This window comes from Mesorhizobium sp. GW821-FHT07A06 (assembly GCF_059419085.1).
The window spans coordinates 446,815-467,917 of record NZ_JBWKRC010000004.1 but is presented as its reverse complement, the minus strand read 5'-3'; the positions used below and the strand labels follow the sequence as shown (position 1 = coordinate 467,917).

Sequence of the window (21,103 nt, the reverse complement as noted above, 5' to 3'; positions counted from 1 at the left end):
CGAACCCGCGGAAACATCACCGAGTAGTCCATCGCCGAAGGTCATGACCCACGGCAGACGGATCTGACTGGAGAGAGACAATGGGCACTTTTTTCTACGTGGTCCTGGCGTTCCTGGTAGGCGTGTTGGTTGGCTGGTTCATCTGGGGTCGCCTGCGCGGTGAACTCGACAGCCTTCGCGGCGACCTCGACCGAACCCGCGGCGAGCGCGACCGGCTGCGTGCCGACAGCGACCGGCTGACCGGCGAACTGAATGCATGCGGCAAGACCCGCGCCGACCTTGAACGCCAGTTGCGCGACGCGCAGGCTTCCGCGGGTGGCGGAGCAAAGGCCGCCAGCCAACCCCCGGCAGCCCTGCTGTCGACGCCGGCCGCCGCCAAATCCGCTCCGCCCGCGGCCAAGGCTGCGCCTGCCAAACCTGCCGCGCCGGCGAAAGCCGCCGCCAAACCCGCCGCGAGCAAACCTGCGGCCTCCACGGCTTCGGCCACAAAGAGTTCGGCCGCGCCCAAGCCGGCAGCCGCCAAGAAGGCCGCACCGCCGGCAGCCAAGCCAGCGGCGGCCAAGCCAGCGGCGGCCAAGCCAGCAGCGGCCAAGCCCGACAATCTGCGCCGGCTGATCGGTATCGGCCCGGTCAACGAGAAGCTGCTCAAGGCGCAGGGCGTCACCACCTTCGCCCAGATCGCCGCCTGGACGGCAGCCGACATCAAGCGGATCGAGGACGTAATGAACTTCGACGGCCGCATCGCGCGCGAACGCTGGATCGAGCAAGCCAAGCTGCTCGCCGCCGGCGACGAGAAGGAATTCGCCAAGCAATTTCCGACAGCCGGGACCGCCAGCAACACCTGAACCCGCACAGGCGGATCATCAAATAGGCGGGGCCACAGCCCCGCCGATTTATTTTTGGCGGACAAGGCCGCCAAGAGGTCGGCTTTGAGGGGCAAGGTGCCGTTCCCTCGATTGCACGCGGCCCGCCCCCCATATAGAGCGATCGACGGCTTCATCGATCCCGGTTCCCATGTCCCTGCCCGCCGCCATTTTCCGCAACGACGAAAGCGCGCGCCAGCTCGTTTTCGACCGGCCGGCCGACATCATCGTGGCGCATGAGGCGCGTGATTTCCTGCCGGCGCTGGAAGCAGCGCAGGCCGCGCACGACGCCGGCAAATGGCTGGCCGGCTATTTCTCCTATGAGGCGGGTTACCTGCTCGAACCGAAGCTCGTTCCCTTGCTGCCGGGCCGGCGCCGCGCACCGCTGATCTGCCTCGGCGTCTTCGACGCTCCGGCCGAGGACGCCGTGCCGCCACGCAACGCAGCTGCGACCAACGGCCCGATCTTCGATGCAAGGGCGGCCTGGTCGTTCGAGGATTACGAGAAGCGTTTCTCGCGACTGCATCAACACATCAGGCAAGGCGATTGCTACCAGGGCAATTTGACCTTCCCGGTGCGGGCGCAATGGTCGGGCGACCCGCTCGCCGCCTTTGACGCGCTGACCGAGCGCCAGCCGGTGAAGTATGGCGCGCTGGTGGCGCTTGGCGATCCCATCGTGCTGTCGCGCTCGCCCGAACTGTTCTTCGAGATCAATGCCGCCGGGATGATCGAGACGCATCCGATGAAGGGCACGGCCCCGCGCGGAGCCACCAGGGACGAGGACGAGCGGCAGAAGACCTTCCTGCGCCATGACGAGAAGAACCAGGCCGAGAACCGGATGATCGTCGACCTCCTGCGCAACGACATCTCGCTGATCAGCGAGGTCGGCACGCTGGAGGTGCCCGAACTTTTCCGCATCGAGAGCTACCCGACCGTCCACCAGATGGTGAGCGACGTCAGGGCCAAGCTGCTGCCGGGCCTCACCATCCGCCAGGTCTTCGCGGCTTTGTTTCCCTGCGGCTCGATCACCGGGGCGCCGAAGATCCGCGCAATGGAGATCCTGCACGATCTGGAAGGCACGCCGCGCGACGTCTATTGCGGCGCCATCGGCTGGATCGCGCCCGGCGGCACGATGCGCTTTTCCGTGGCGATCCGCACCATCTCGCTCTTTGCCGGTGGCGAGGCCGTCTACAATGTCGGCGGCGGCATCGTCTTCGATTCGACGGCGCAGGAGGAGTATCAGGAGTGTCTGCTCAAGGCCCGCTTCGCGACGGGGACACCGCCGATTTCGAGCTGATCGAGACCATGCGCTGGCAGCCCGGGACGGGCTTCCTGCGCTTCGACCGCCACCTTGCGCGCCTCTATGGCTCTGCGGCGGAGCTCGGCTTCGCCTGCGATCCGCAAAAGGTTGGCGCCGCGCTGGCCAACGCGGTCGACGGTGCCCGCACCGCCATGCGCGCGCGGCTCGCCTTGGCGCGCAACGGCGAAGCAACCGCCTCGGCGCAACCCTACGAACCGCTCGCAGCCGACAAGGTCTGGGTGCTGCGGCTGGCGCGGACGAGGCTCGATTCGAGCAACACGCTGCTGCGCCACAAGACAAGCCGGCGCCAGCTCTACACCCATGCCCGTTCCGAATATCTCGTCACCCAGGCCGACGAGGTGATCCTGGCCAATGAGCGCGGCGAAATCTGTGAAGGCACCATCACCAATGTCTTCGCCGATTTCGGCGACGGCGTGCTGGCCACGCCCCGGCTGGACTGTGGCCTGCTGCCTGGCGTATTGCGCGCCGCGCTTCTGGATGAAGGCCGGGCGGCGGAAGCAATCTACACCTGTGACGACCTGAAGTCGGCCAAGGCTCTCTTTGTCGGCAATTCGCTGCGCGGCTTGATCCCCGCAACACTGGTGTGACCGGGAGAACGCCATGTTCGTCGTTTCGCTGAACTACAAGGTGCCTCTGACAGAGATCGACCGCCTTCAGGCTGCGCATGTCGAATGGCTGAAGGCCTGCTATGCAGAGGGCGTCTTCATTGCCTCCGGGCCGAAGAAGCCGAGGACCGGCGGCATCATCGTCGCGCAATGCTCGCGCGAGATCCTCGATTCCAGGCTGGCCGCGGACCCGTTCGCCAAGGCAGGCGCCGCGGACCACGATGTCACCGAATTCCTGGCGAGAATGACCGCCGCCGGTCTCGACGCCTTCAAGGAAGCATGAGCTTGGTCGAAGCCCTGCCCACCCATACCCCCTATGACGGTTCGTCGAAGCTGTTCAACATCGGGTTGAAGCCGCTCGACCCCGCGAACTGGATCGAGGTCGACGGTCATCTCCTGCCCTATCTCGCCGAGAAGCGCCGGCTTTATGCCGAAATTCCCGAACGGGTTTTCGTCGAGGAGGACGGCACGCGAGACGCCCAGCAGGAAGTGCTCGACCTGCTCGGCGCCTATCTGCCGGAGCAATTTTCGCGCACCCATCGCCGCACCGATGCAGGCAACGAGGTGGTCGGCGCCGCGGACCACCCTGCCTTGCCTTCGGGTCTGGTCGGCGCCCCGCTGGTCGCGGCCTCGCTGCTGGTCCAGGAAGACCTGATCCTGATGCGCCGCGACGACAGCGGCTGGCGGCTCGCGGCCGGCTCGCTGTGCTTTCCCTCGTCCTGGTCGCTGCTCGAAAAATTCGGCAAGCCGCTGCAACAGATTCACGAGCCGGTGCCCGGCTTCGGCCCGGGCACGCGCCCCGCCGAACTCATCAACCGCATGTTCGACGGCCTGCAGGGCCAGGCGGTCGAGCGCTTCAACTGGTCGATCCAGGCCGACAATGCGCTTTACCATCCGCTGTCCAATGTCGAGCGCATCGACCGTGCCACCAACCGGCCGACGCGCTTCCCCGATGGTGACGTCAAGGCGCACGCCTTCATCCGCGTCGAGCGCCAGACGCTGCGTAAACTGCCCGCCTCGCGCGACATCCTGTTCACCATCCGCATCCACCTGGACCCGCTCGCGGTGCTGGAGCGGCACCCGGAGCGCGCAGCGCTCGCACTGTCCTTTGCCGCCCAGCTCGAAGCGCTCGATCTCGACCAACTCGACTACAAAGGCCTGACATCGGACCGCGACCGGCTTGTCGCCGTCCTTAACCACATGGCCAAGGACGGCTAGCCACAGGTTGGCGCTTTTCGCTGGTTTATGACAATGATCTGTGATGTAGCGCAGGCCGTTGGCAAAAATGCCCGGTTTTTTGCAGATGTCTGCCCGGCTTTTGTACATGGTTGAAGGAGTGCTCGATAAAATGGCGAATGAAAACTGGCCCGTCTACGGCGAGATCACCGGCCCTGTGGTGATGATCGGCTTCGGCTCGATCGGACGGGGAACGCTGCCTCTCATCGAGCGCCATTTCAAGTTCGACAAGTCGCGCATGACGGTCCTTGATCCGCGCGACACCGACCGCAAGCTGCTCGACGAGCGCGGCATCGCCTTCGTCCAGGAAGCGGTGACCGAGAAGAACTACAAGAAGCTTCTGACGCCGCTGCTGACCAATGGCGGCGGCCAGGGCTTTTGCGTCAATTTGTCGGTCGATACCGGCTCGGTCGACCTGATGCGGCTCTGCCGCAAGCTCGGCGTGCTCTACATCGACACCGTCGTCGAGCCGTGGCTTGGATTCTATTTCGACGCCAACGCCGACAATGCCAGCCGCACCAACTATGCGCTGCGCGAATCCCTGATCAAGGAAAAGCACGACAAACCGGGCGGCGCTACCGCGGTTTCCACCTGCGGCGCCAATCCCGGCATGGTCTCGTGGTTCGTCAAGCAGGCGCTGGTGAACCTCGCCACCGATCTTGGCCTTGAGTTTTCCGAGCCCGCACAGGAAGACCGCGAGGGCTGGGCGAAGCTGATGAAGAAGGCCGGCGTCAAGGGCATCCATATCGCCGAACGCGACACCCAGCGCGCCAAGAAACCAAAGCCGATGGATGTGTTCTGGAACACCTGGTCGGTCGAGGGCTTCATCTCCGAAGGCTTGCAGCCGGCCGAACTCGGCTGGGGCACGCATGAGAAATGGATGCCGAAGAACGCCAAGAAGCACAAGCACGGCTCCAAGGCCGCGATCTACCTGGAGCAGCCCGGCGCCAACACGCGCGTGCGCTCCTGGTGCCCGACGCCGGGCCCGCAATACGGCCTCCTGGTGACGCACAACGAGGCGATCTCGATCGCCGATTTCTTCACCGTGCGCTCCAAGAAGGGCAAGGTGCAATACCGGCCGACCTGCCATTACGCCTACCATCCCTGCAACGACGCGATGCTGTCGCTGGACGAGATGTTCGGTGCCGCCGGCAAGCCTCAGCCGGTACACCATGTGCTTGACGAGAACGAACTGGTCGATGGCGTCGACGAACTCGGCGTCCTGCTCTACGGCCACGACAAGAATGCCTATTGGTTCGGCTCGCACCTCTCGCTCGCCGAGGCGCGCAAGCTGGCGCCCTATCAGAACGCCACTGGCATGCAGGTCACCTCAGCGGTTCTGGCTGGCATGGTCTGGGCCCTGGAAAATCCGGACGCCGGCATCGTCGAGGCGGACGAGATGGACTACCGGCGCTGTCTGGAAGTGCAGTCGCCCTATCTCGGACCGGTCGAAGGTCATTACACCGACTGGACGCCGCTCGACAGACGCCCGGGGCTCTTCCCCGAGGACCTCGACCGCACCGATCCGTGGCAATTCCGCAACATCCTCGTCCGATAGCGTCGCGCGCACCCTGCGCCATTGCCTTGCAATCGCCCGGAAATCGGGCGATTGAAGAGATGCGGCCTGGGGCAGCGTGCGTCTTGCGGGACGCATGCCCGTTCCAGCACTTTGGACGTTCGCATCATGCCTTCCAAAATCGAATCCGATTTTCGGGCCGGTGCGTTTGGAGAGGATTTCAGATGACTATTGCGCGCAAAATTCTTTCGATGGGCGTGGCGGGTTCCTTTGCCGTGATGCTCGCTGCCTGCACCACAAGCGGTCCCGACGCACCGCCGATGGCAGCCGCGCCGAAAGGCGTCGAGGGTTCGTGGATCGATGCCAAGGGCACCGGCCTGTCGACGCTGACAGGCGGGAAATTCACGACCGTCGCCACCGACACCGGCCAGAAGCTGGCCGATGGCAGCTACACGATGACCGGCGCCACATCGGTCGAGATCAACGGCACGTCGCTGATCCGTCAGACGCCGGTCAGCTTCAACTGCCTGCTGGTGTCCACCAGCCAGTTGAACTGCACCAGTTCATCCGGCCAAAACTTCGTGCTCACGCGACGCGCCTGACCGGCGAACATCGGGACTCATCGGGGACGGCGGCCATTGGCCGCCGTTCTTTTTTGCGCGCCAGGTTTTTCGCCAGAAAATACCCCGGGTTTTTCGTCAGAAAATACCCCCGGTTTTTCGTCAGAAAATACCCCCGGTTTTTCGCCAGAAAATACCGACGGCATTTCTGCTTGCGTCAGCCGGAACGCGATGGGAACATGGTCAAAACGCTGGCTGTTATTTCCCAGTCAAGCAAGCGCGTTAAACGCCTCTGATCAGCCTACCGGGAGACGAGAATGAAGAAGATTGCCGCCATTCTGGCCCTGTCCGCATCGGCGCTTGGCCTGTCGTCCGGCGCATCTTTTGCCGACTACACATTGAACATTCTGCATTTCAATGACTGGCACAGCCGCATCGAAGGCAACAACAAATACGAGTCGACCTGTTCGGCCGACGAGGAGACCAAGGGCGAGTGTATCGGCGGCGCCGGCCGGTTGATCACGGCGATCGCCCAGGAACGCAAGAAGCTCGAAGGGCAGAACGTGCTGCTGCTCAATGCGGGCGACAGTTTCCAGGGATCGCTGTTCTACACCACCTACAAGGGCGCCGTGGAAGAGGAATTCCTCAATCAGTTGAAACCCGACGCGGTGACGCTCGGCAACCACGAATTCGACGACGGCGAGAGCGCGCTGGTGCCTTACCTGGACAAGGCGAAGTTCCCGATCGTCAGTGCCAATGTCGTGCCCAACGACAAGTCCGGCGCGGCGGGCAAGATCAAGCCGTCGATCGTCGTCGAGGTCGGCGGACAGAAGATCGGCATTGTCGGTGCCGTCACCAACGACACGCCCGAGCTCGCTTCCCCCGGCCCGAACATCGCCATCGCGGACGACGTGAAGTCGATCACGGCGGAAGTCGAGAAGCTGAAGGCGCAAGGCGTCAACAAGATCATCGCGGTGACCCATATCGGTTACAACAGGGAGCGCGATGTCATCGCCAAGATCCCGGGCATCGACGTGGTTGTCGGCGGCCACAGCCATACGCTTTTGTCCAACACCGATCCGAAAGCGCTAGGCCCCTACCCGACGATGGTCGACAACCCGGACGGCTACAAGGTGCCGGTGGTGCAGGCGGCGTCCTATTCGAAATATCTCGGCGAGTTCAAGGTGGTGTTCGACGACAATGGCGTCGTCAAGTCGGCGAGCGGCGACCCCATCTATCTCGACAAGTCGATCACGCCCGATCCGGCCGTGCTCGCCCGCATCAAGGAACTTGGCGCGCCGATCGAGGCCCTGAAGAACAAGGAAGTGGCCGAGACCACCGACGTCATCGACGGCAGCCGCGAGAATTGCCGCGCCAAGGAATGCGCGATGGGCAACCTCGTCTCCGACGCCATACTCGACCGCGTCAAGGGACAGGGCGTCGAGATCGTCATCTCCAATGGCGGCGGCCTGCGCGCCTCGATCGACAAGGGCACCGTCACCATGGGTGAGGTGCTGACCGTGCTGCCTTTCCAGAACACACTGGCCACCTTCCAGATTTCCGGCAAGGACCTGGTCGCCGGCCTCGAAAGCGGTCTTAGCCAGATCGAGGACGGCGCCGGCCGCTTCCCGCAGGTGGCGGGTCTCAAATATTCCTTCGACAGGTCGGTCGCGCCCAATGCGGGCCGCGTCAAGTCCGTCGAGGTCATGGAGAACGGCGCCTGGGCGCCGATCAATCCCGACAAGGACTACCTCGTCGCCACCAACAATTACGTGCGCCAGGGCGGCGACGGCTACAAGGTCTTCGCCGACAAGGCCAAGAACGCCTACGACTACGGCCCCGGCCTCGAACAGGTCGTTGCCGACTACCTCGGTGCCCACCGGCCTTACACGCCCAAGCTCGACGGCCGCATCACCGAAATCGCCGCGACTGTCGCGGCGGCGCCCGCCGCCGACCCGGTCAAGCCAGCCGAACCCGCAAAGCCGGCGGAGACAGCACCGGCCGAGGCCGCGAAACCGGCAGAACCGGCAAAGCCCGCCGATGCCGCACCCGCCATGCCTGAACTTCCTGCCAACTCGGGCGACATCGCCAACACGCCACCGGCAATCTCGACAGAGGCAGCGCCTCCCCCGCCGGCACCCGCTGCTCCAGCCCCTGCACCAGCCGAACCGGCAAAACCGGCCGAAGCTGCTCCTGCGGTACCTGCCGCTGCAGAACCCGCGAAGCCTGCCGAACCGGCGAAACCGGCTGAAGCCGCACCGGCAACAGGCAGCCATGTCATCGTCACCGGCGACACCTACTGGGATCTGGCAAAGAAGGCCTATGGCGACGCCACCAGGTGGAAACTCATCTATGACGCCAACAAGGGTCAAAGGCCGCACCGGCTGACCCCCGGCGCGACGCTGACCATCCCGCCGAAGTAACATCGCTTCAGGGTTCTTCACCGCAAACCCTTCCGGGACACCGGGCGGGTTTTTCATTCTCTGCTAAGGTGCGGCCAGACGCTGCATTGAAAACCGGCGCGCCATCGCTAGTTTCACGCCGTGTCCGGAGAACCCTTATGACGCTATCCACGCCTGTCGATCCCAAAGCCGCGAAGGCCCTCGGCCCGCAGCCGGCCGGGCATCCACCGGTCAAGACTGGCAAGATCGGCGTCATGCTGGTCAATCTCGGCACGCCTGACGGCACCGACTTCAAGCCGATGTGGCGCTATCTCCGGGAATTCCTGTCCGATCCACGCGTCATCGAGCTCAACAGGGCGATCTGGTATCCGATCCTCTATGGGCTCGTGCTCACCACGCGGCCGAAGAAGTCCGGTGCCAACTACGCCCGGATCTGGAACCAGGAGAAGAACGAGTCACCGCTGCGCACCTACACGCGCGCCCAGGGCGAAAAGCTGGCCGAGGCGTTGTGCGACCTGCCCAATGTCGTCGTCGACTGGGCAATGCGCTACGGCAATCCTTCCACGGCAAGCATCGCCGAGAGGCTGGTCGCGCAAGGCTGCGACCGCATTCTCGCGTTCCCGCTCTATCCCCAGTATTCGGCGACCACCACCGCGACCGCCAACGACCAGCTGTTTCGCGCCCTGATGAAGATGCGCCGCGCACCGGCCATCCGCAGTGTGCCGCCTTACTATGACGAGCCTGTCTACATCGAGGCGCTGGCGCGTTCGATCGAGCAGAACCTCGCAACGCTGGATTTCGAGCCGGAAGTGGTCATCACCTCCTATCACGGCATTCCGAAACCCTATTTCGAGAAGGGTGATCCCTATTACTGCCACTGCCAGAAGACGACGCGTCTGTTGCGTGAACGGCTGGGTTGGGATGACAAGAAACTGATCACCACCTTCCAGTCACGTTTCGGCGCCCAGGAATGGCTACAGCCCTACACCGACAAGACCGTGGAGAAACTCGGCAAGGACGGGGTGAAATCGATCGCCGTCGTCAATCCCGGCTTTTCCGTCGACTGCATCGAGACGCTGGACGAGATCGGCCGCGAGGCGGCCGAGACGTTTCATCACGCCGGCGGCAAGAATTTTGCCCATATCCCTTGCCTCAACGACAGCGCCGAGGGCATGGCGGTGATCGAGGCGATGGTGCGGCGCGAACTGTCCGGCTGGGTCTGACACCGGAACAACGGCCACTCCGGAGCGTTGAGCCGCACCTTCCGGAGAATTCGATGCCCCGCAAACTCGACCTCAGAACTGGCCGGCCCGTCTGGTCCGCCTATCGCGCGCCTGCGGTGCCGACGTCGGCGCTGACCCGGGACGTCAAGACCGACGTCCTGATCATCGGCATGGGCATCAGCGGCGCCATGATGGCCGAGGCGCTGACGGCGGATGGTCGCTCCGTGATCTGCATCGACCGGCGTGGACCGCTCAAGGGTTCGACCGCCGCGACCACCGCGCTCGTCCAGTTCGAAATCGACCAGCCGCTTTCAATGCTCTCGAAGATGATCGGCAGAGCCCGCGCCGAGCAGGCCTGGCGGCGCTCGCGGCTCGCGGTTTCCAACCTGGCTGGCCGTATCGAGGATCTCGCAATCGACTGCCGCCCGCGCCGCAGCCAGTCGCTCTATCTGGCCGGCACGATGCTCGGCCCCTCGGAACTTCGCGATGAAGCCGAAGCGCGGCGGCAGGCGGGCATTGCCGCGTCCTATCTCACACCGCGGCCTCTGGCGGAGACATTCGGCATCGACCGCGATGGCGCCATCCTCAGCCATGACAATATCGCGCTCGACCCGCGCAAGCTGACGGCCGGGCTGCTGCTCACGGCGCTGGCGCGAAAGGCACGGCTTTACGCTCCCGTCGAAGCGACGGCGATCAAGGACAGTACCGACGAGGTGGTCGTGGCCACAAAGGACGGCCCGACCATCACCGCACGGCACGTTGTTCTGGCCACCGGCTATGAACTGGTCGACATCGTGCCGGCGGCCGCACACCAGATCATCTCGACCTGGGCGATCGCAACCCGCCCGCAACCGCGAAAGCTCTGGCCGGGCGCGGCGTTCATCTGGGAAGCGTCGGACCCCTATCTCTACGTCAGGGCGACCGCCGACGGTCGCGTCATCTGCGGCGGCGAGGACGAGGATTTTGTCGACGAGACGCGGCGCGATGAACTGATCGCCGACAAGGCCGCACGCATCGCCGAAAAGCTTGGCCTTGTATTTCCGCAACTCGACGTCAGGCCCGAATTCGCCTGGACCGGGTCCTTCGGCACAACCACCACCGGCCTGCCCTATATCGGCGCCATCCCCAGGCATCCGCGCATCCATGCGGTCATGGGTTATGGCGGCAATGGCATCACTTTCTCGCGCATCGCTTCCGAAATTGTTTCCGCTTCGATCAAAGGAATGACCGACGCGGATGCAGAGCTGTTCGCCTTCAACCGTTGATTGCGCTCCGCAAACAATCCCTCATCACCTGATTGTAACGCACCTGAAACACACTTAAGTCTTTGGTGAAGTCGGCTGCGCGGGAATGGCTCTCGCGGCCCGCTTCTGAGGGAGAGCCAAATGGATTTCAGTGGTTTCGATATTGCGGTCATTGTTCTTGTCGCGCTCGTCGTGCTGGTGCTGTTCAAAGGCATCAAGACAATTCCGCAAGGCTATAACTATACCGTCGAACGCTTTGGGCGTTATACCAAGACACTGAGCCCCGGCCTCAACATCATCACGCCGTTCGTCGACCGCATTGGCGCCAAGATGAACATGATGGAGCAGGTTCTCGACGTTCCGAGCCAGGAGATCATCACCCGCGACAACGCCATCGTCGGTGTCGACGGCATTGCCTTCTACCAGATCCTCAATGCGGCTCAGGCCGCCTATCAGGTTGCCGGCCTGCAGAACGCCATCCTCAACCTGACGATGACCAATATCCGCACCGTCATGGGCTCGATGGACCTCGATGAGCTCTTGTCGAACCGCGACGCCATCAACGAGCGCCTGCTGCGTGTCGTCGACGAGGCGGCGCATCCATGGGGCATCAAGATCACACGCGTCGAGATCAAGGACATCAACCCGCCGGCAAACCTCATCGAATCGATGGGCCGCCAGATGACCGCCGAGCGTAACAAGCGCGCGCAGATCCTGGCCGCCGAGGGCCTCAAGCAGTCGCAGATCCTCGAAGCCGAAGGCCGCAAGGAAGCCGCCTTCCGCGACGCCGAGGCGCGAGAACGTTCGGCCGAGGCCGAAGCCCGCGCCACCCAGGTGGTGTCTGAAGCCATTTCCAAGGGCGATGTGCAGGCGCTGAACTATTTCGTCGCCCAGAAATACACCGAGGCGCTGACCAGGATCGGTTCGGCCACCAACAGCAAGGTCGTGCTGATGCCACTGGAAGCCTCGTCGCTGATCGGCACGCTTGGCGGCATTGGCGAGATCGCCAAGGAAGTCTTCCGCAGCGAGGGCACGACCGGCGCCCAACGCCAGGCGGCCCGCCCGCCCGTCGTGCGGCCGAACGAAAACTGAGTCCATAGGAGGTCCCTCTTATGTTCGATCGCGTCATCTCCGAACTCGGACCCTGGACCTGGATGGTTCTGGGCTTCGTCCTGCTGGTCATGGAAATCATCGCGCCGGGCATCTTCATGCTCTGGATCGGCATTGCTGCCCTGATCATCGCCGCAATATCGCTGCTGATCTGGGATGCGGCGATCTGGACCTGGCAGGTTCAGGTCCTCACTTTCCTGGCGCTGTCGCTGCTCTCGGCCTATGTCGGCAAGCGATGGGTCAGCCGGCGCCACGACCCCACGGACCAGCCGCTGCTCAACCGGCGCGGCGCCCAACTGGTCGGCAGGATGGCAACGCTTGCCGAACCGATCCGGGACGGCCGTGGCCGCATCAAGCTCGGCGACACGCTATGGCGTGTCTCCGGCCCCGACCTCCCGGCCGGCACGCAGGTGCGTGTCACTGGGGCAGCCGATACCGACCTGGAACTCACGGTGGAGCGGGTCTGATTTTTTCACAGCAGACCCACCTCGCTAGGTGTGTTGAGATTCAGGTCAGGCCGAGTCGAAAACGGTGGCTTCGAGAACCGGAGCGGAGCGTACTTTTTGTATGTGAGCACAGGTCTACTATGACGCAGTAGAACGAGGAAGCAGGAGGCCGCCGTTTGCAGACCGGCCTCACCTCGACATGCCTAGGCAGCGCCGATGCGCAGCAGGTCGTGGAAATGCACCACGCCGAGCGGCATGTTGTTTTTGGTCACCACCAGCGCGCCGATATTGTGCTCGTTGAGCAGCGCGATCGCGGTGCCCGCAAGCGTCTGCGGATCAACCGTCTTGGGGGTGCGGGTCATCACCTCGTCGACGATGACGTCGGCGAGGTTGCGGTGCAGGTTGCGCGCCACGTCGCCGTCGGTGATGATCCCGGCCAATTCGCCATTGGTGTCGACGATCAGGACGCAGCCGACCTTCTTCTGCGACAGCGTCATCACCGCTTCCGGCATCTTGGTGCCGAGCACGGCCAGCGGCATCTGGTCGCCGACCCGCATGATCTCGGAGACCATGGTCAGGTTGGCGCCGAGCTGGCCGCCGGGGTGGAAGGTGCGGAAATGGTCCGGCGTGAAGCCGCGCGCCTCGAGCAGCGCGATCGCCAGAGCGTCGCCGACGACCAGTTGCAGCAGCGTCGACGTCGTCGGCGCCAGGCCGTGCGGGCAGGCTTCCGGCGTGCGCGGCAAAAGCAGCACGACGTCGGCCGCGCGCGCCAGCGCCGATGTCTCTCCGGATGTGACGGCGATGAGGGGGATGGAGAAGCGCCTGGAATAGGCGACGATGCCCATCATCTCCTTGCTCTCGCCCGACCATGAGATGGCGATGATGGCGTCGTCCCTGGCGATCATGCCGAGATCGCCATGGTTGGCCTCGACGGGATGGACGAAGAAGGCCGGTGTGCCGGTCGAGGCCAGCGTGGCCGCGATCTTCGAGCCGATATGGCCGCTTTTGCCGACGCCGGTCACGATCAGCCGGCCTTCGATCTTCGAGATCATGTCGACAGCCTGCGCGAAAGGCGCGGCCAGTCCATTCTCGAGCGCTTCGGCAAGGGCGGCGATCCCCGCCTGCTCGGTCGCCACCGTTCTCAGGGCCGAATCAATCGACGCTTGCCTGTCCAGGGGCTTCTTATCGAGAGGTCTCGCACGCATGGATGATGCGATTAGCGCTTTGCCGTCCGCCTGTCCAACGGAAATGGCACCAATGCCTCGGGCGGGGACTTCCCGCGCCGCGCGATCCCGGCTTGACCGGCCGAACGGCCCGCCGCCTCAACCCTCCGTTAACCATCCCCATTTACGGTTCGGTAAGTATGGCGCGCATAGCGCCGCGCAAGCAGTGGTGGCGATGTCCGGGGCCCAGCTAGAAAAATCAAGAGGACGACAGGGCAAGGCGGTATGCGCCTTGTTGCTGGCGACCAGCATCTTTGCGCTGATGCGTCCGGGCCTGCTTCATGCTCAGGAAACGGAGCTGCGCGGCGAGGTTTCGGAATCGGCGATCCTGACCGACCAGCAACGCAAGGCAAGGCAACTCGCCCTTGCCGCCCAGGGCCAGCAGGCGCCGGCCGCGCAGGACGATGCGCCGCCACGCACCTATTTGCCGGCCAGCGCCGGCGCCGTCCCCGACGATGCCGACACGAACACGGCCACCGGCAGCATTTTCGATCCGCAGGCGACCGACGACGCCTCGACCGACACTCCGACGCCACCCAAGCCTCGGCGTCGTCCATCGACCGCCGGGCAGACTGGCGCGGATCAGGACAAGGCCAAGACGGACGCCAGAACGACCGGCAAATCCAAAAAGAAAAAGAACACCACGGCCGCGACCAGGGACACCACCGCCGCCGCGACGGACGATGCCGACAACGCCGCGACCGATCGGGAAGCGGCCAACCGCCGTACCCTGACCGTGGACAGCGCCGACAGGCAGAAACTCGATCCTGGCGCCGAGCGCACCGCCGCCATCGAAGGCCAGAACAAGAAGGCCGAGGACGATCCGTTCGCCGCCACCGGCGTCAAATGGGGATCCTTCGTCATCCGGCCGTCGATCGAACAGGGCCTGACCGCCACCACGAACGGCGATTCGAGCAGTGCCGGCACATCGGCGCTGCTGTCGGAGACGGCGTTGCGCTTTTCCGCCATTTCCGACTGGCGCGAGAACTCCGCCACCATCGACGGCTATGGCCTGTTCCGCGAGACCGTGTCGGGCTACCCGGTCCACGACGCGCAGGGCCGCATTGAAGGCCAACTCAATGTCGATCTCGACAATGAACTGCGCGCCATCGCCAAGCTCGGCTATGAAGCCGTGCCGGAAACGGCGTCATCACCCAACGCCATCGCCGGCGTCAGTACCCAGCCGCTCCGGCAGACGATCGACGGCAGTCTCGGCGTCGAAAAGGCCGCCGGCAAGATGCAGTACAAATTGACCGGCGCGGTCTCGCACGACTTCTATGGCGACGCCGAGCTTTCGGACGGCACCTCGCTGTCGCAGAAGGATCAGGACAATACGCTCTATACGGCGACCTTGCGCACCGGTTACGAAATCTCTCCGGCCCTCACTCCGTTCACCGAAATCGAGGTCGGCCGCCGGGTCTACGATCAGCGCATCGACAATGAAGGCTTCGAGCGCTCCTCGACGCGGCTTGGCGCGCGCGCCGGCCTGCAACTCGACATGGGTGAGAAGCTGTCGGGTGAATTCTCGGCCGGCTGGCTGAGGGAAGCGATCGATGATAAGAGCCTGGAAGCGATTTCGGGCGCCACCGTCAATGCCGACCTCAAATGGTCGCCGCAGCGCGGAACCACGATCGGCCTGACCGGCAAGACCACCGTCGAAACCACGACCACCGCGGGCGAAAGCGGCGATATCCTCTATTCCGGCCGTCTGACGGGGGAACGGCTGATCCGTGCCAACCTCACCGCAAATGCGGCTCTGGGCCTCGACTGGCGAGACTATGTCGGCATCGATGGCCATGACAGGATCTTGAGCGCCGAGGCCGGGCTGACCTGGTGGCTGAACCGCTATGCCGGTCTCACCAGCCGGGTTAGAACCGAGAAGCTGACCAGCAACCTGCCAGGCCGCGACTACACCGCCAACAGCGTCTATCTCGGCCTCAAAGTGCAGCGCTGAGGACGCCTGATCTTCCTCATCCCGGGTCTCCGCGACGGAGCTTCGCTCCTGCTCCGCCCGTGGATGACGAAAACCAGAGGTCTAGAATGCGGCCCCGCGGCGCTCCGACGGCTTCATCTCGTCGAGCAGCGTGCGGATGACGCCGGCCATGTTCTCGTTCATGTCGCTGCGCCACAGCGCGAAGGCGACATTGGCCTCGACAAAGCCTTCCGGCGAGCCGCAGTCGAAGGTGCGGCCCCGATAGTGGTAGCCGTAGAAGGCCTGCTGCTTCTCCAGCTTCAGCATCGCGTCGGTGAGCTGGATCTCGTTGCCGGCCCCCTTTTCCTGGCCTTCCAGGATCTTGAAGATCTCGGGCTGCAGGATGTAGCGGCCGTTGATGTAGAGGTTGGAGGGTGCTGTGCCGGTCTTCGGCTTCTCCACCATCTCGGTGATGCGGAAGCCGTGATGCGTATCCTCGCCACGGCCGACGATGCCGTATTTGTGGGTCTCCGCCGGGTCGCATTCCTGCACGGCGATGATGTTGTTGCCGGTTTCCTCGTAGAGCTCGACCATCGACTTCATGCAGCTCTTTTCCGACTGCATGATCATGTCGGGCAACAAAAGCGCGAACGGCTCGTCGCCGACCAGTTCGCGCGCGCACCAGACGGCGTGGCCGAGCCCCATCGGCACCTGCTGGCGGGTGAAGCTGGTCTGCCCCGGCGCCGGTTGCAGCCGCTGCAGGCGGGCCAGCTGCTCGTCCTTGCCGCGCTGGGCCAGCGTGTCATAGAGCTCGAACTGGATATCGAAATGGTCCTCGATGACCGCCTTGTTGCGGCCGGTCACGAAGATGAAATGCTCGATGCCCGCTTCTCGCGCCTCGTCCACCACATACTGTATGACCGGCCGGTCAACGACGGTCAGCATCTCCTTGGGAACAGCCTTGGTGGCCGGGAGGAACCGCGTGCCGAGACCGGCGACCGGGAAAACTGCCTTGCGAACTCTCTTCATGCTTTCAATTATCCGCTTGCTGGCCGGCTCCGCAATCCCCGTCTGGCGACATTTTCGCGCCGGAATTGAAGATTACTGGAGCGAGTGAGGAAAACTTCCACCGGTTAAAGCATCAAGGTGTCTTTTCGTTCCAGGCGACGCCTATGGTAAACTAATTCCTAACCCGGTTCGGCGATGAATGGTCTTTCCTGAGACAGAGAAGGAGGAAAACATGTCCGTTCGCAATGCCGCAAAACGTTTGACCAGCGTCATGACGGCGGCCAGCCTCTCGCTCGCCCTGCTGATGCCCACCGGTCCGGCTTTCGCCGACGCCGGTTTCCGGCAATGGGTCGCCGGCTTCCGCGCCACCGCTGTCGCGGGCGGCGTTTCCGGCGCGGTCTACGACCAGGCTTTCCGGGACATCAAGGAGCCCGATCCCGTGGTGCTGGAGAAAGCGCGCACCCAGCCTGAATTCACCGCGCCCGCCTGGGATTATTTCGACAACCGCGTCCACGACCAGTCCGTCGCCGTCGGACAGCAGATGGCGAAAAAGTGGAAACCTTGGCTGGACAAAATCGAGGCGAGGTTCGGCGTCGACCGTTACATCCTGCTCGCCATCTGGTCGATGGAATCGAACTATGGTGAGATCCTCAAACGCGACGACATCATGCGCAATGTCATTCGTTCGCTGGCGACTTTGGGGTATGGCGACCCGAAGCGGTCCAAATATGCCCGCACCCAGCTGGTCGCGGCCCTGAAGATCCTGCAGACCGGCGACATCGACGAAAGCCACCTGATGGGCTCCTGGGCCGGCGCCATGGGCCAGACCCAGTTCATCCCCACCAGCTACCAGCATTATGCCGTCGACATGGACGGCAATGGCAAGCGCGACATCTGGAATTCCATCCCCGATGCGCTGGCGACGTCAGCCAATCTGTTGAAGAAGAATGGCTGGCAGGCAGGCAAGACTTGGGGCTACGAAGTCTCGATACCGGCCGGCAAACTGCCGGGCGGCTCGAAGACGCTGGCGCAATGGCAGGCGCTCGGCGTCGTCAGGGCCAGCGGCAAGCCGTTCAAGAACCTCACCGACAAGGCGACGCTGAAGGTGCCGGACGGCCGTGGCGGCCCGGCTTTCCTGATGATCAGGAACTTCTCGGTCATCAAGGCCTACAACAACGCCGACAAATATGCCCTTGCCGTTGGCCTTCTGGCCGACGAGATCGCCGGTGGCAACGGCCTTGTCCAGGACTGGAAGCGGCCCTTCACCAAGCTCTCCTTCGAGGAAAGGCAGGAGTTGCAGAAGCGGCTTTCGCAGCACGGGCTTTACGACGGCAAGTTCGACGGCAAGATCGGTGACGGCTCGAAAACCGCCATCATGGCCTATCAGGCAAAGGTCGGCTTGACCCAGGACGGCTATCCGAGCATGGAAGTGCTCAAATGGCTCAGGCAAAAATAGAGCCAGCCACGGCGCCGCGCGCATTTTTGGCGCATGCATCCGGCGCCATGGCAATTTGAACTTGCGCCCGGCCGCAAAACCGGCTCCGGTTTGCGGTCTCAGGGCGCAAGGGGATGGAGGAGTGATTGGTTTCGGCCGCGCGTATCGCGATCCTTGTTCGTCGCACGCCGATCCTTTTTCTGGCGATCGTCCTGCTGGCGGTCGGCGCCGCCGCTGCCTTCCATGCGCCTGCCATGGCGCAGGAACAGCCGCAGCAGAACCGTGGGTGGTCGTTGCGCGATCTGCTTTTCCCGCGCCGCAGCGAGCGCGTCGAGCCACCGCTCGATATCGAAACGGCAAAACCAAAACCCAAGCCCAAGAAACCGCGGGCCCCGCGCCCTCCGGCCCAACCTGAAACTCCCGTGGTCGAAAAGACGCCGGACGCCCGCACCGTGCTCGTGGTCGGCGACTTCATGGCGTCCGGCCTTGCCGAAGGCCTGGACACCGCCTTCGCCGACAATCCCGGGGTCAGGATCGTCGTGCGCAGCAATGGCTCGTCTGGCTTCGTTCGCGATGACTTCTACAACTGGCCCGAACAGATCAAATCGCTGATCGAGACCGAGAAGCCGGCCGCGGTGGTCGTCATGCTGGGCTCCAACGATCGCCAGCAGATGAAGGTGGGGGACGTGCGCGAGCAACCCCGGTCCGAGAACTGGACCAAGGAATATGAGCGCCGGACCGACGCACTCGGCAAGGCTATCGCCACCGCCAAGGTACCCTTCCTGTGGGTCGGCATGCCGGCCTTCCGGGTACCGAAGATGACCTCCGACATGTTGGCCTTCAACGACATCTATCACCAGGCCGCCGAAAGCCACGGCGGCGAATTCGTCGATGTCTGGGATGGGTTCGTCGACGAGAACGGCGCCTTCATCACCACCGGCCCCGACATGAACGGGCAGCCCGTGCGGCTGCGCGCCGATGACGGCATCAACGTCTCCAAGGCCGGCAAGCGCAAGCTCGCCTTCTACACCGAAAAGCCGCTGATGAAGATCCTCGGCCTGGCCGCGCCCGGCAGCATGGCCCCGGCGACGGCACCAGCGGGTGCGCCCGTCGAGGCCCCGGCGCCTGCCTCGGCGCCCATCGTGATCGACCGCACCGCACCCATGCTGCTCAGCGACCCCGCGCTCGACGGCGGCACCGAATTGCTCGGCGCCGCGCCGCCGGCAAAAGCCAATCCGGCTCTTCCCGGGGAACGACTGGTGGTCGAGGGCAAGGCTTCCGAGGCGTCGCCTGGACGCGCCGACGATTTTTCCTGGCCGCCCAAGGCCGAGCCGCCGGCGGCGGCCGCAGCGACCGACACGACGACGGCGATTACCCCTTAATCACGCGGAACTTCCGAGACCGTTTCGACACTCACTTCTACGTGTCCAAACGGTCAGCGCGGCAATACGGTCGACCCCATCAGAGCCTCGTCGATCGAGCGCGCCGCCTGGCGGCCTTCGCGGATCGCCCAGACGACCAGCGACTGGCCACGGCGGACGTCGCCCGCCGCATAGAGCCGGTCGACGCTGGTCCGGTAGTCACGGTCATTGGCCTCGACATTCCGGGAGCGGCGGCTGTCGGTGGTGATTTTCATCTCACCTTCCAGTTCCTTCGCCACGCCGGCCATCGCCGGGCCGGCGAAACCGATGGCGATGAAGGCGAGATCGGCGCGGATGACGAATTCGGTGCCGGCGATCGGCTTGCGCTTCTCGTCGACCTCGCAGCATTTGACGCCGGTCAACTGGCCTTCCTCGCCGATGAATTCGAGTGTCGCCACCTGGAACTCGCGCTCCGCACCCTCGGCCTGCGAGGACGAGGTGCGCATCTTGGTCGCCCAGTAGGGCCAGACCGCGAGCTTGTCTTCCTTCTCCGGCGGCTGCGGGCGGATGTCGAGCTGGGTGACCCGCACCGCGCCCTGGCGAAAGGCGGTGCCGACGCAGTCGGACGCGGTATCGCCGCCACCGACGACGACGACATGCTGTCCGCCGGCGATGATCGGATGCGACGGCCACGCCACCGACTGGATCGGCTCGCCGCCGACGCGGCGGTTCTGCTGCACCAGATAGGGCATGGCGTCATGCACGCCGCCGAGATCGTCTCCCGGAATATTGGCCGCGCGCGGCGTTTCCGAGCCGCCGCAATAGAGCACCGCATCATGTTCGGCCAGCAGTTCGGCGACGGGCTTGTCGACGCCGACATTGACGCCGCAATGGAAGGTCACGCCCTCGCCCTGCATCTGCTCGATGCGCCGGTCGATATAGTGCTTCTCGATCTTGAAGTCGGGAATGCCGTAGCGCATCAGCCCGCCCGGGCGACTCTCGCGCTCATAGACATGGACGTCGTGCCCTGCACGGCCGAGCTGCTGGGCAGCCGCCATGCCGGCCGGGCCGGAGCCGATGATGGCGACCCGCTTGCCGGTCTTCTTCTCCGGCGGATAGGGCCTGATATGACCGGTCTCATAGGCCTTGTCGGCGATCGCCTGTTCCACCGTCTTGATGGCGACCGGAATGTCCTCGAGGTTCAGCGTGCAGGCTTCCTCGCAGGGCGCGGGACAGATGCGGCCGGTGAACTCCGGGAAATTGTTGGTCGAGTGCAGGTTGCGGATCGCGTTGTCCCAGTCCCTGTTGTAGACGAGGTCGTTCCAGTCCGGGATCTGGTTGTGGATAGGGCAGCCTGTCGGCCCGTGGCAGAACGGAATGCCGCAATCCATGCAGCGCGCGGCCTGTTTCTCGACTTCCTTGTCCGACATCGGCAGCGTGAACTCGCGGAAATGCCGGATGCGGTCGGAGGCCGGCTGGTACTTGTGCACCTGCCGGTCGATTTCGAGAAAGCCTGTTACCTTGCCCATAGTCCAGTTCCTGCTGTCCAGATGGTGCGGTTCTCGCCGCACCGGTTAACCTCTTGAGGCAGCCATGGCAACCTTGTCCCGGAGGTCAAACTGTCGATGAAGGTGGGCC

General features: G+C 64.0%; 19 protein-coding genes. 16 read left to right on the top strand and 3 right to left on the bottom strand.

What is annotated here, in order from left to right; genetic code table 11:
- Nucleotides 1-80 precede the first annotated feature (80 nt).
- From AC07SZ_RS16510 to AC07SZ_RS16450, 13 genes are all read left to right on the top strand, one after another.
- A complete protein-coding gene (locus tag AC07SZ_RS16510) occupies nucleotides 81-845 on the top strand; it encodes a helix-hairpin-helix domain-containing protein (RefSeq protein ID WP_494915099.1) in 765 nt (254 codons plus the stop codon).
- Nucleotides 846-1,014: 169 nt separating this feature from the next.
- Nucleotides 1,015-2,160 carry an aminodeoxychorismate synthase component I gene (locus AC07SZ_RS16505; RefSeq protein WP_172372224.1) on the top strand — a complete coding sequence of 382 codons (1,146 nt, stop codon included), beginning with the start codon at nucleotides 1,015-1,017 and terminating at the stop codon, nucleotides 2,158-2,160.
- Nucleotides 2,109-2,771, top strand: coding sequence for an aminotransferase class IV family protein (locus tag AC07SZ_RS16500; RefSeq protein WP_056577473.1), 663 nt, complete (start codon nucleotides 2,109-2,111; stop codon nucleotides 2,769-2,771). The genes AC07SZ_RS16505 and AC07SZ_RS16500 overlap by 52 nt, the downstream gene beginning before the upstream one ends.
- Before the next feature lie 13 nt (nucleotides 2,772-2,784).
- Nucleotides 2,785-3,072, top strand: coding sequence for a YciI family protein (locus AC07SZ_RS16495; protein ID WP_494915097.1), 288 nt, complete (start codon nucleotides 2,785-2,787; stop codon nucleotides 3,070-3,072).
- Entirely contained in the window at nucleotides 3,069-4,007 is a 939-nt protein-coding gene (locus AC07SZ_RS16490; protein ID WP_172372218.1) for a heme-dependent oxidative N-demethylase family protein, read from the top strand. Before AC07SZ_RS16495 ends, AC07SZ_RS16490 begins: the two co-directional genes overlap by 4 nt.
- A 130-nt stretch (nucleotides 4,008-4,137) precedes the next feature.
- On the top strand, nucleotides 4,138-5,583 hold the full coding sequence (locus AC07SZ_RS16485) for a homospermidine synthase (protein WP_494915096.1): 1,446 nt from the start codon (nucleotides 4,138-4,140) through the stop codon (nucleotides 5,581-5,583).
- 182 nt (nucleotides 5,584-5,765) lie between these two features.
- The gene (omp10, locus tag AC07SZ_RS16480) at nucleotides 5,766-6,143 is read left to right on the top strand and encodes an outer membrane lipoprotein Omp10 (protein ID WP_056577483.1); all 378 of its coding nucleotides are present in this window, start codon (nucleotides 5,766-5,768) and stop codon (nucleotides 6,141-6,143) included.
- A 36-nt stretch (nucleotides 6,144-6,179) separates the two neighbouring features.
- Nucleotides 6,180-6,422: a hypothetical protein gene (locus AC07SZ_RS16475; protein ID WP_494915095.1), complete on the top strand. Its 243-nt coding sequence runs from the start codon at nucleotides 6,180-6,182 to the stop codon at nucleotides 6,420-6,422.
- Nucleotides 6,419-8,524, top strand: coding sequence for a 5'-nucleotidase C-terminal domain-containing protein (locus AC07SZ_RS16470; RefSeq protein WP_494915094.1), 2,106 nt, complete (start codon nucleotides 6,419-6,421; stop codon nucleotides 8,522-8,524). The genes AC07SZ_RS16475 and AC07SZ_RS16470 overlap by 4 nt, the downstream gene beginning before the upstream one ends.
- A 137-nt stretch (nucleotides 8,525-8,661) precedes the next feature.
- Entirely contained in the window at nucleotides 8,662-9,726 is a 1,065-nt protein-coding gene (hemH, locus tag AC07SZ_RS16465) for a ferrochelatase (RefSeq protein WP_056577489.1), read from the top strand.
- A gap of 53 nt (nucleotides 9,727-9,779) precedes the next feature.
- Nucleotides 9,780-10,991 (top strand): NAD(P)/FAD-dependent oxidoreductase, encoded by a 1,212-nt coding sequence (locus AC07SZ_RS16460; protein ID WP_494915092.1) that lies wholly within the window; start codon nucleotides 9,780-9,782, stop codon nucleotides 10,989-10,991.
- 120 nt (nucleotides 10,992-11,111) lie between these two features.
- Nucleotides 11,112-12,062: an SPFH domain-containing protein gene (locus AC07SZ_RS16455; protein ID WP_056577496.1), complete on the top strand. Its 951-nt coding sequence runs from the start codon at nucleotides 11,112-11,114 to the stop codon at nucleotides 12,060-12,062.
- A gap of 20 nt (nucleotides 12,063-12,082) precedes the next feature.
- Nucleotides 12,083-12,547, top strand: coding sequence for an NfeD family protein (locus tag AC07SZ_RS16450; RefSeq protein ID WP_494915090.1), 465 nt, complete (start codon nucleotides 12,083-12,085; stop codon nucleotides 12,545-12,547).
- Nucleotides 12,548-12,729: 182 nt separating this feature from the next.
- Here AC07SZ_RS16450 and AC07SZ_RS16445 read toward each other — a convergent pair whose 3' ends face one another.
- Nucleotides 12,730-13,731 carry a KpsF/GutQ family sugar-phosphate isomerase gene (locus tag AC07SZ_RS16445; RefSeq protein ID WP_056577502.1) on the bottom strand — a complete coding sequence of 334 codons (1,002 nt, stop codon included), beginning with the start codon at nucleotides 13,729-13,731 and terminating at the stop codon, nucleotides 12,730-12,732.
- A 193-nt stretch (nucleotides 13,732-13,924) separates the two neighbouring features.
- Between AC07SZ_RS16445 and AC07SZ_RS16440 the strand changes: the two genes are divergently transcribed.
- Nucleotides 13,925-15,703, top strand: a complete 1,779-nt coding sequence (locus tag AC07SZ_RS16440) for an outer membrane beta-barrel protein (protein ID WP_494915088.1) — start codon at nucleotides 13,925-13,927, stop codon at nucleotides 15,701-15,703.
- An 81-nt stretch (nucleotides 15,704-15,784) separates the two neighbouring features.
- On the opposite strand, the gene galU is transcribed toward AC07SZ_RS16440, so the two are convergent.
- Nucleotides 15,785-16,690 (bottom strand): UTP--glucose-1-phosphate uridylyltransferase GalU, encoded by a 906-nt coding sequence (galU, locus tag AC07SZ_RS16435; RefSeq protein WP_056577509.1) that lies wholly within the window; start codon nucleotides 16,688-16,690, stop codon nucleotides 15,785-15,787.
- Nucleotides 16,691-16,901: 211 nt separating this feature from the next.
- Between galU and AC07SZ_RS16430 the strand changes: the two genes are divergently transcribed.
- Nucleotides 16,902-18,125 carry a lytic murein transglycosylase gene (locus tag AC07SZ_RS16430; RefSeq protein ID WP_494915086.1) on the top strand — a complete coding sequence of 408 codons (1,224 nt, stop codon included), beginning with the start codon at nucleotides 16,902-16,904 and terminating at the stop codon, nucleotides 18,123-18,125.
- 125 nt (nucleotides 18,126-18,250) lie between these two features.
- Nucleotides 18,251-19,486 (top strand): SGNH/GDSL hydrolase family protein, encoded by a 1,236-nt coding sequence (locus AC07SZ_RS16425; RefSeq protein WP_494915084.1) that lies wholly within the window; start codon nucleotides 18,251-18,253, stop codon nucleotides 19,484-19,486.
- 53 nt (nucleotides 19,487-19,539) lie between these two features.
- Here the strand turns inward: AC07SZ_RS16425 and AC07SZ_RS16420 are convergent, their stop codons facing one another.
- Complete coding sequence (locus AC07SZ_RS16420; RefSeq protein WP_056577516.1) at nucleotides 19,540-20,994, bottom strand: glutamate synthase subunit beta; 1,455 nt, start codon at nucleotides 20,992-20,994, stop codon at nucleotides 19,540-19,542.
- Between the last annotated feature and the right edge of the window lie 109 nt (nucleotides 20,995-21,103).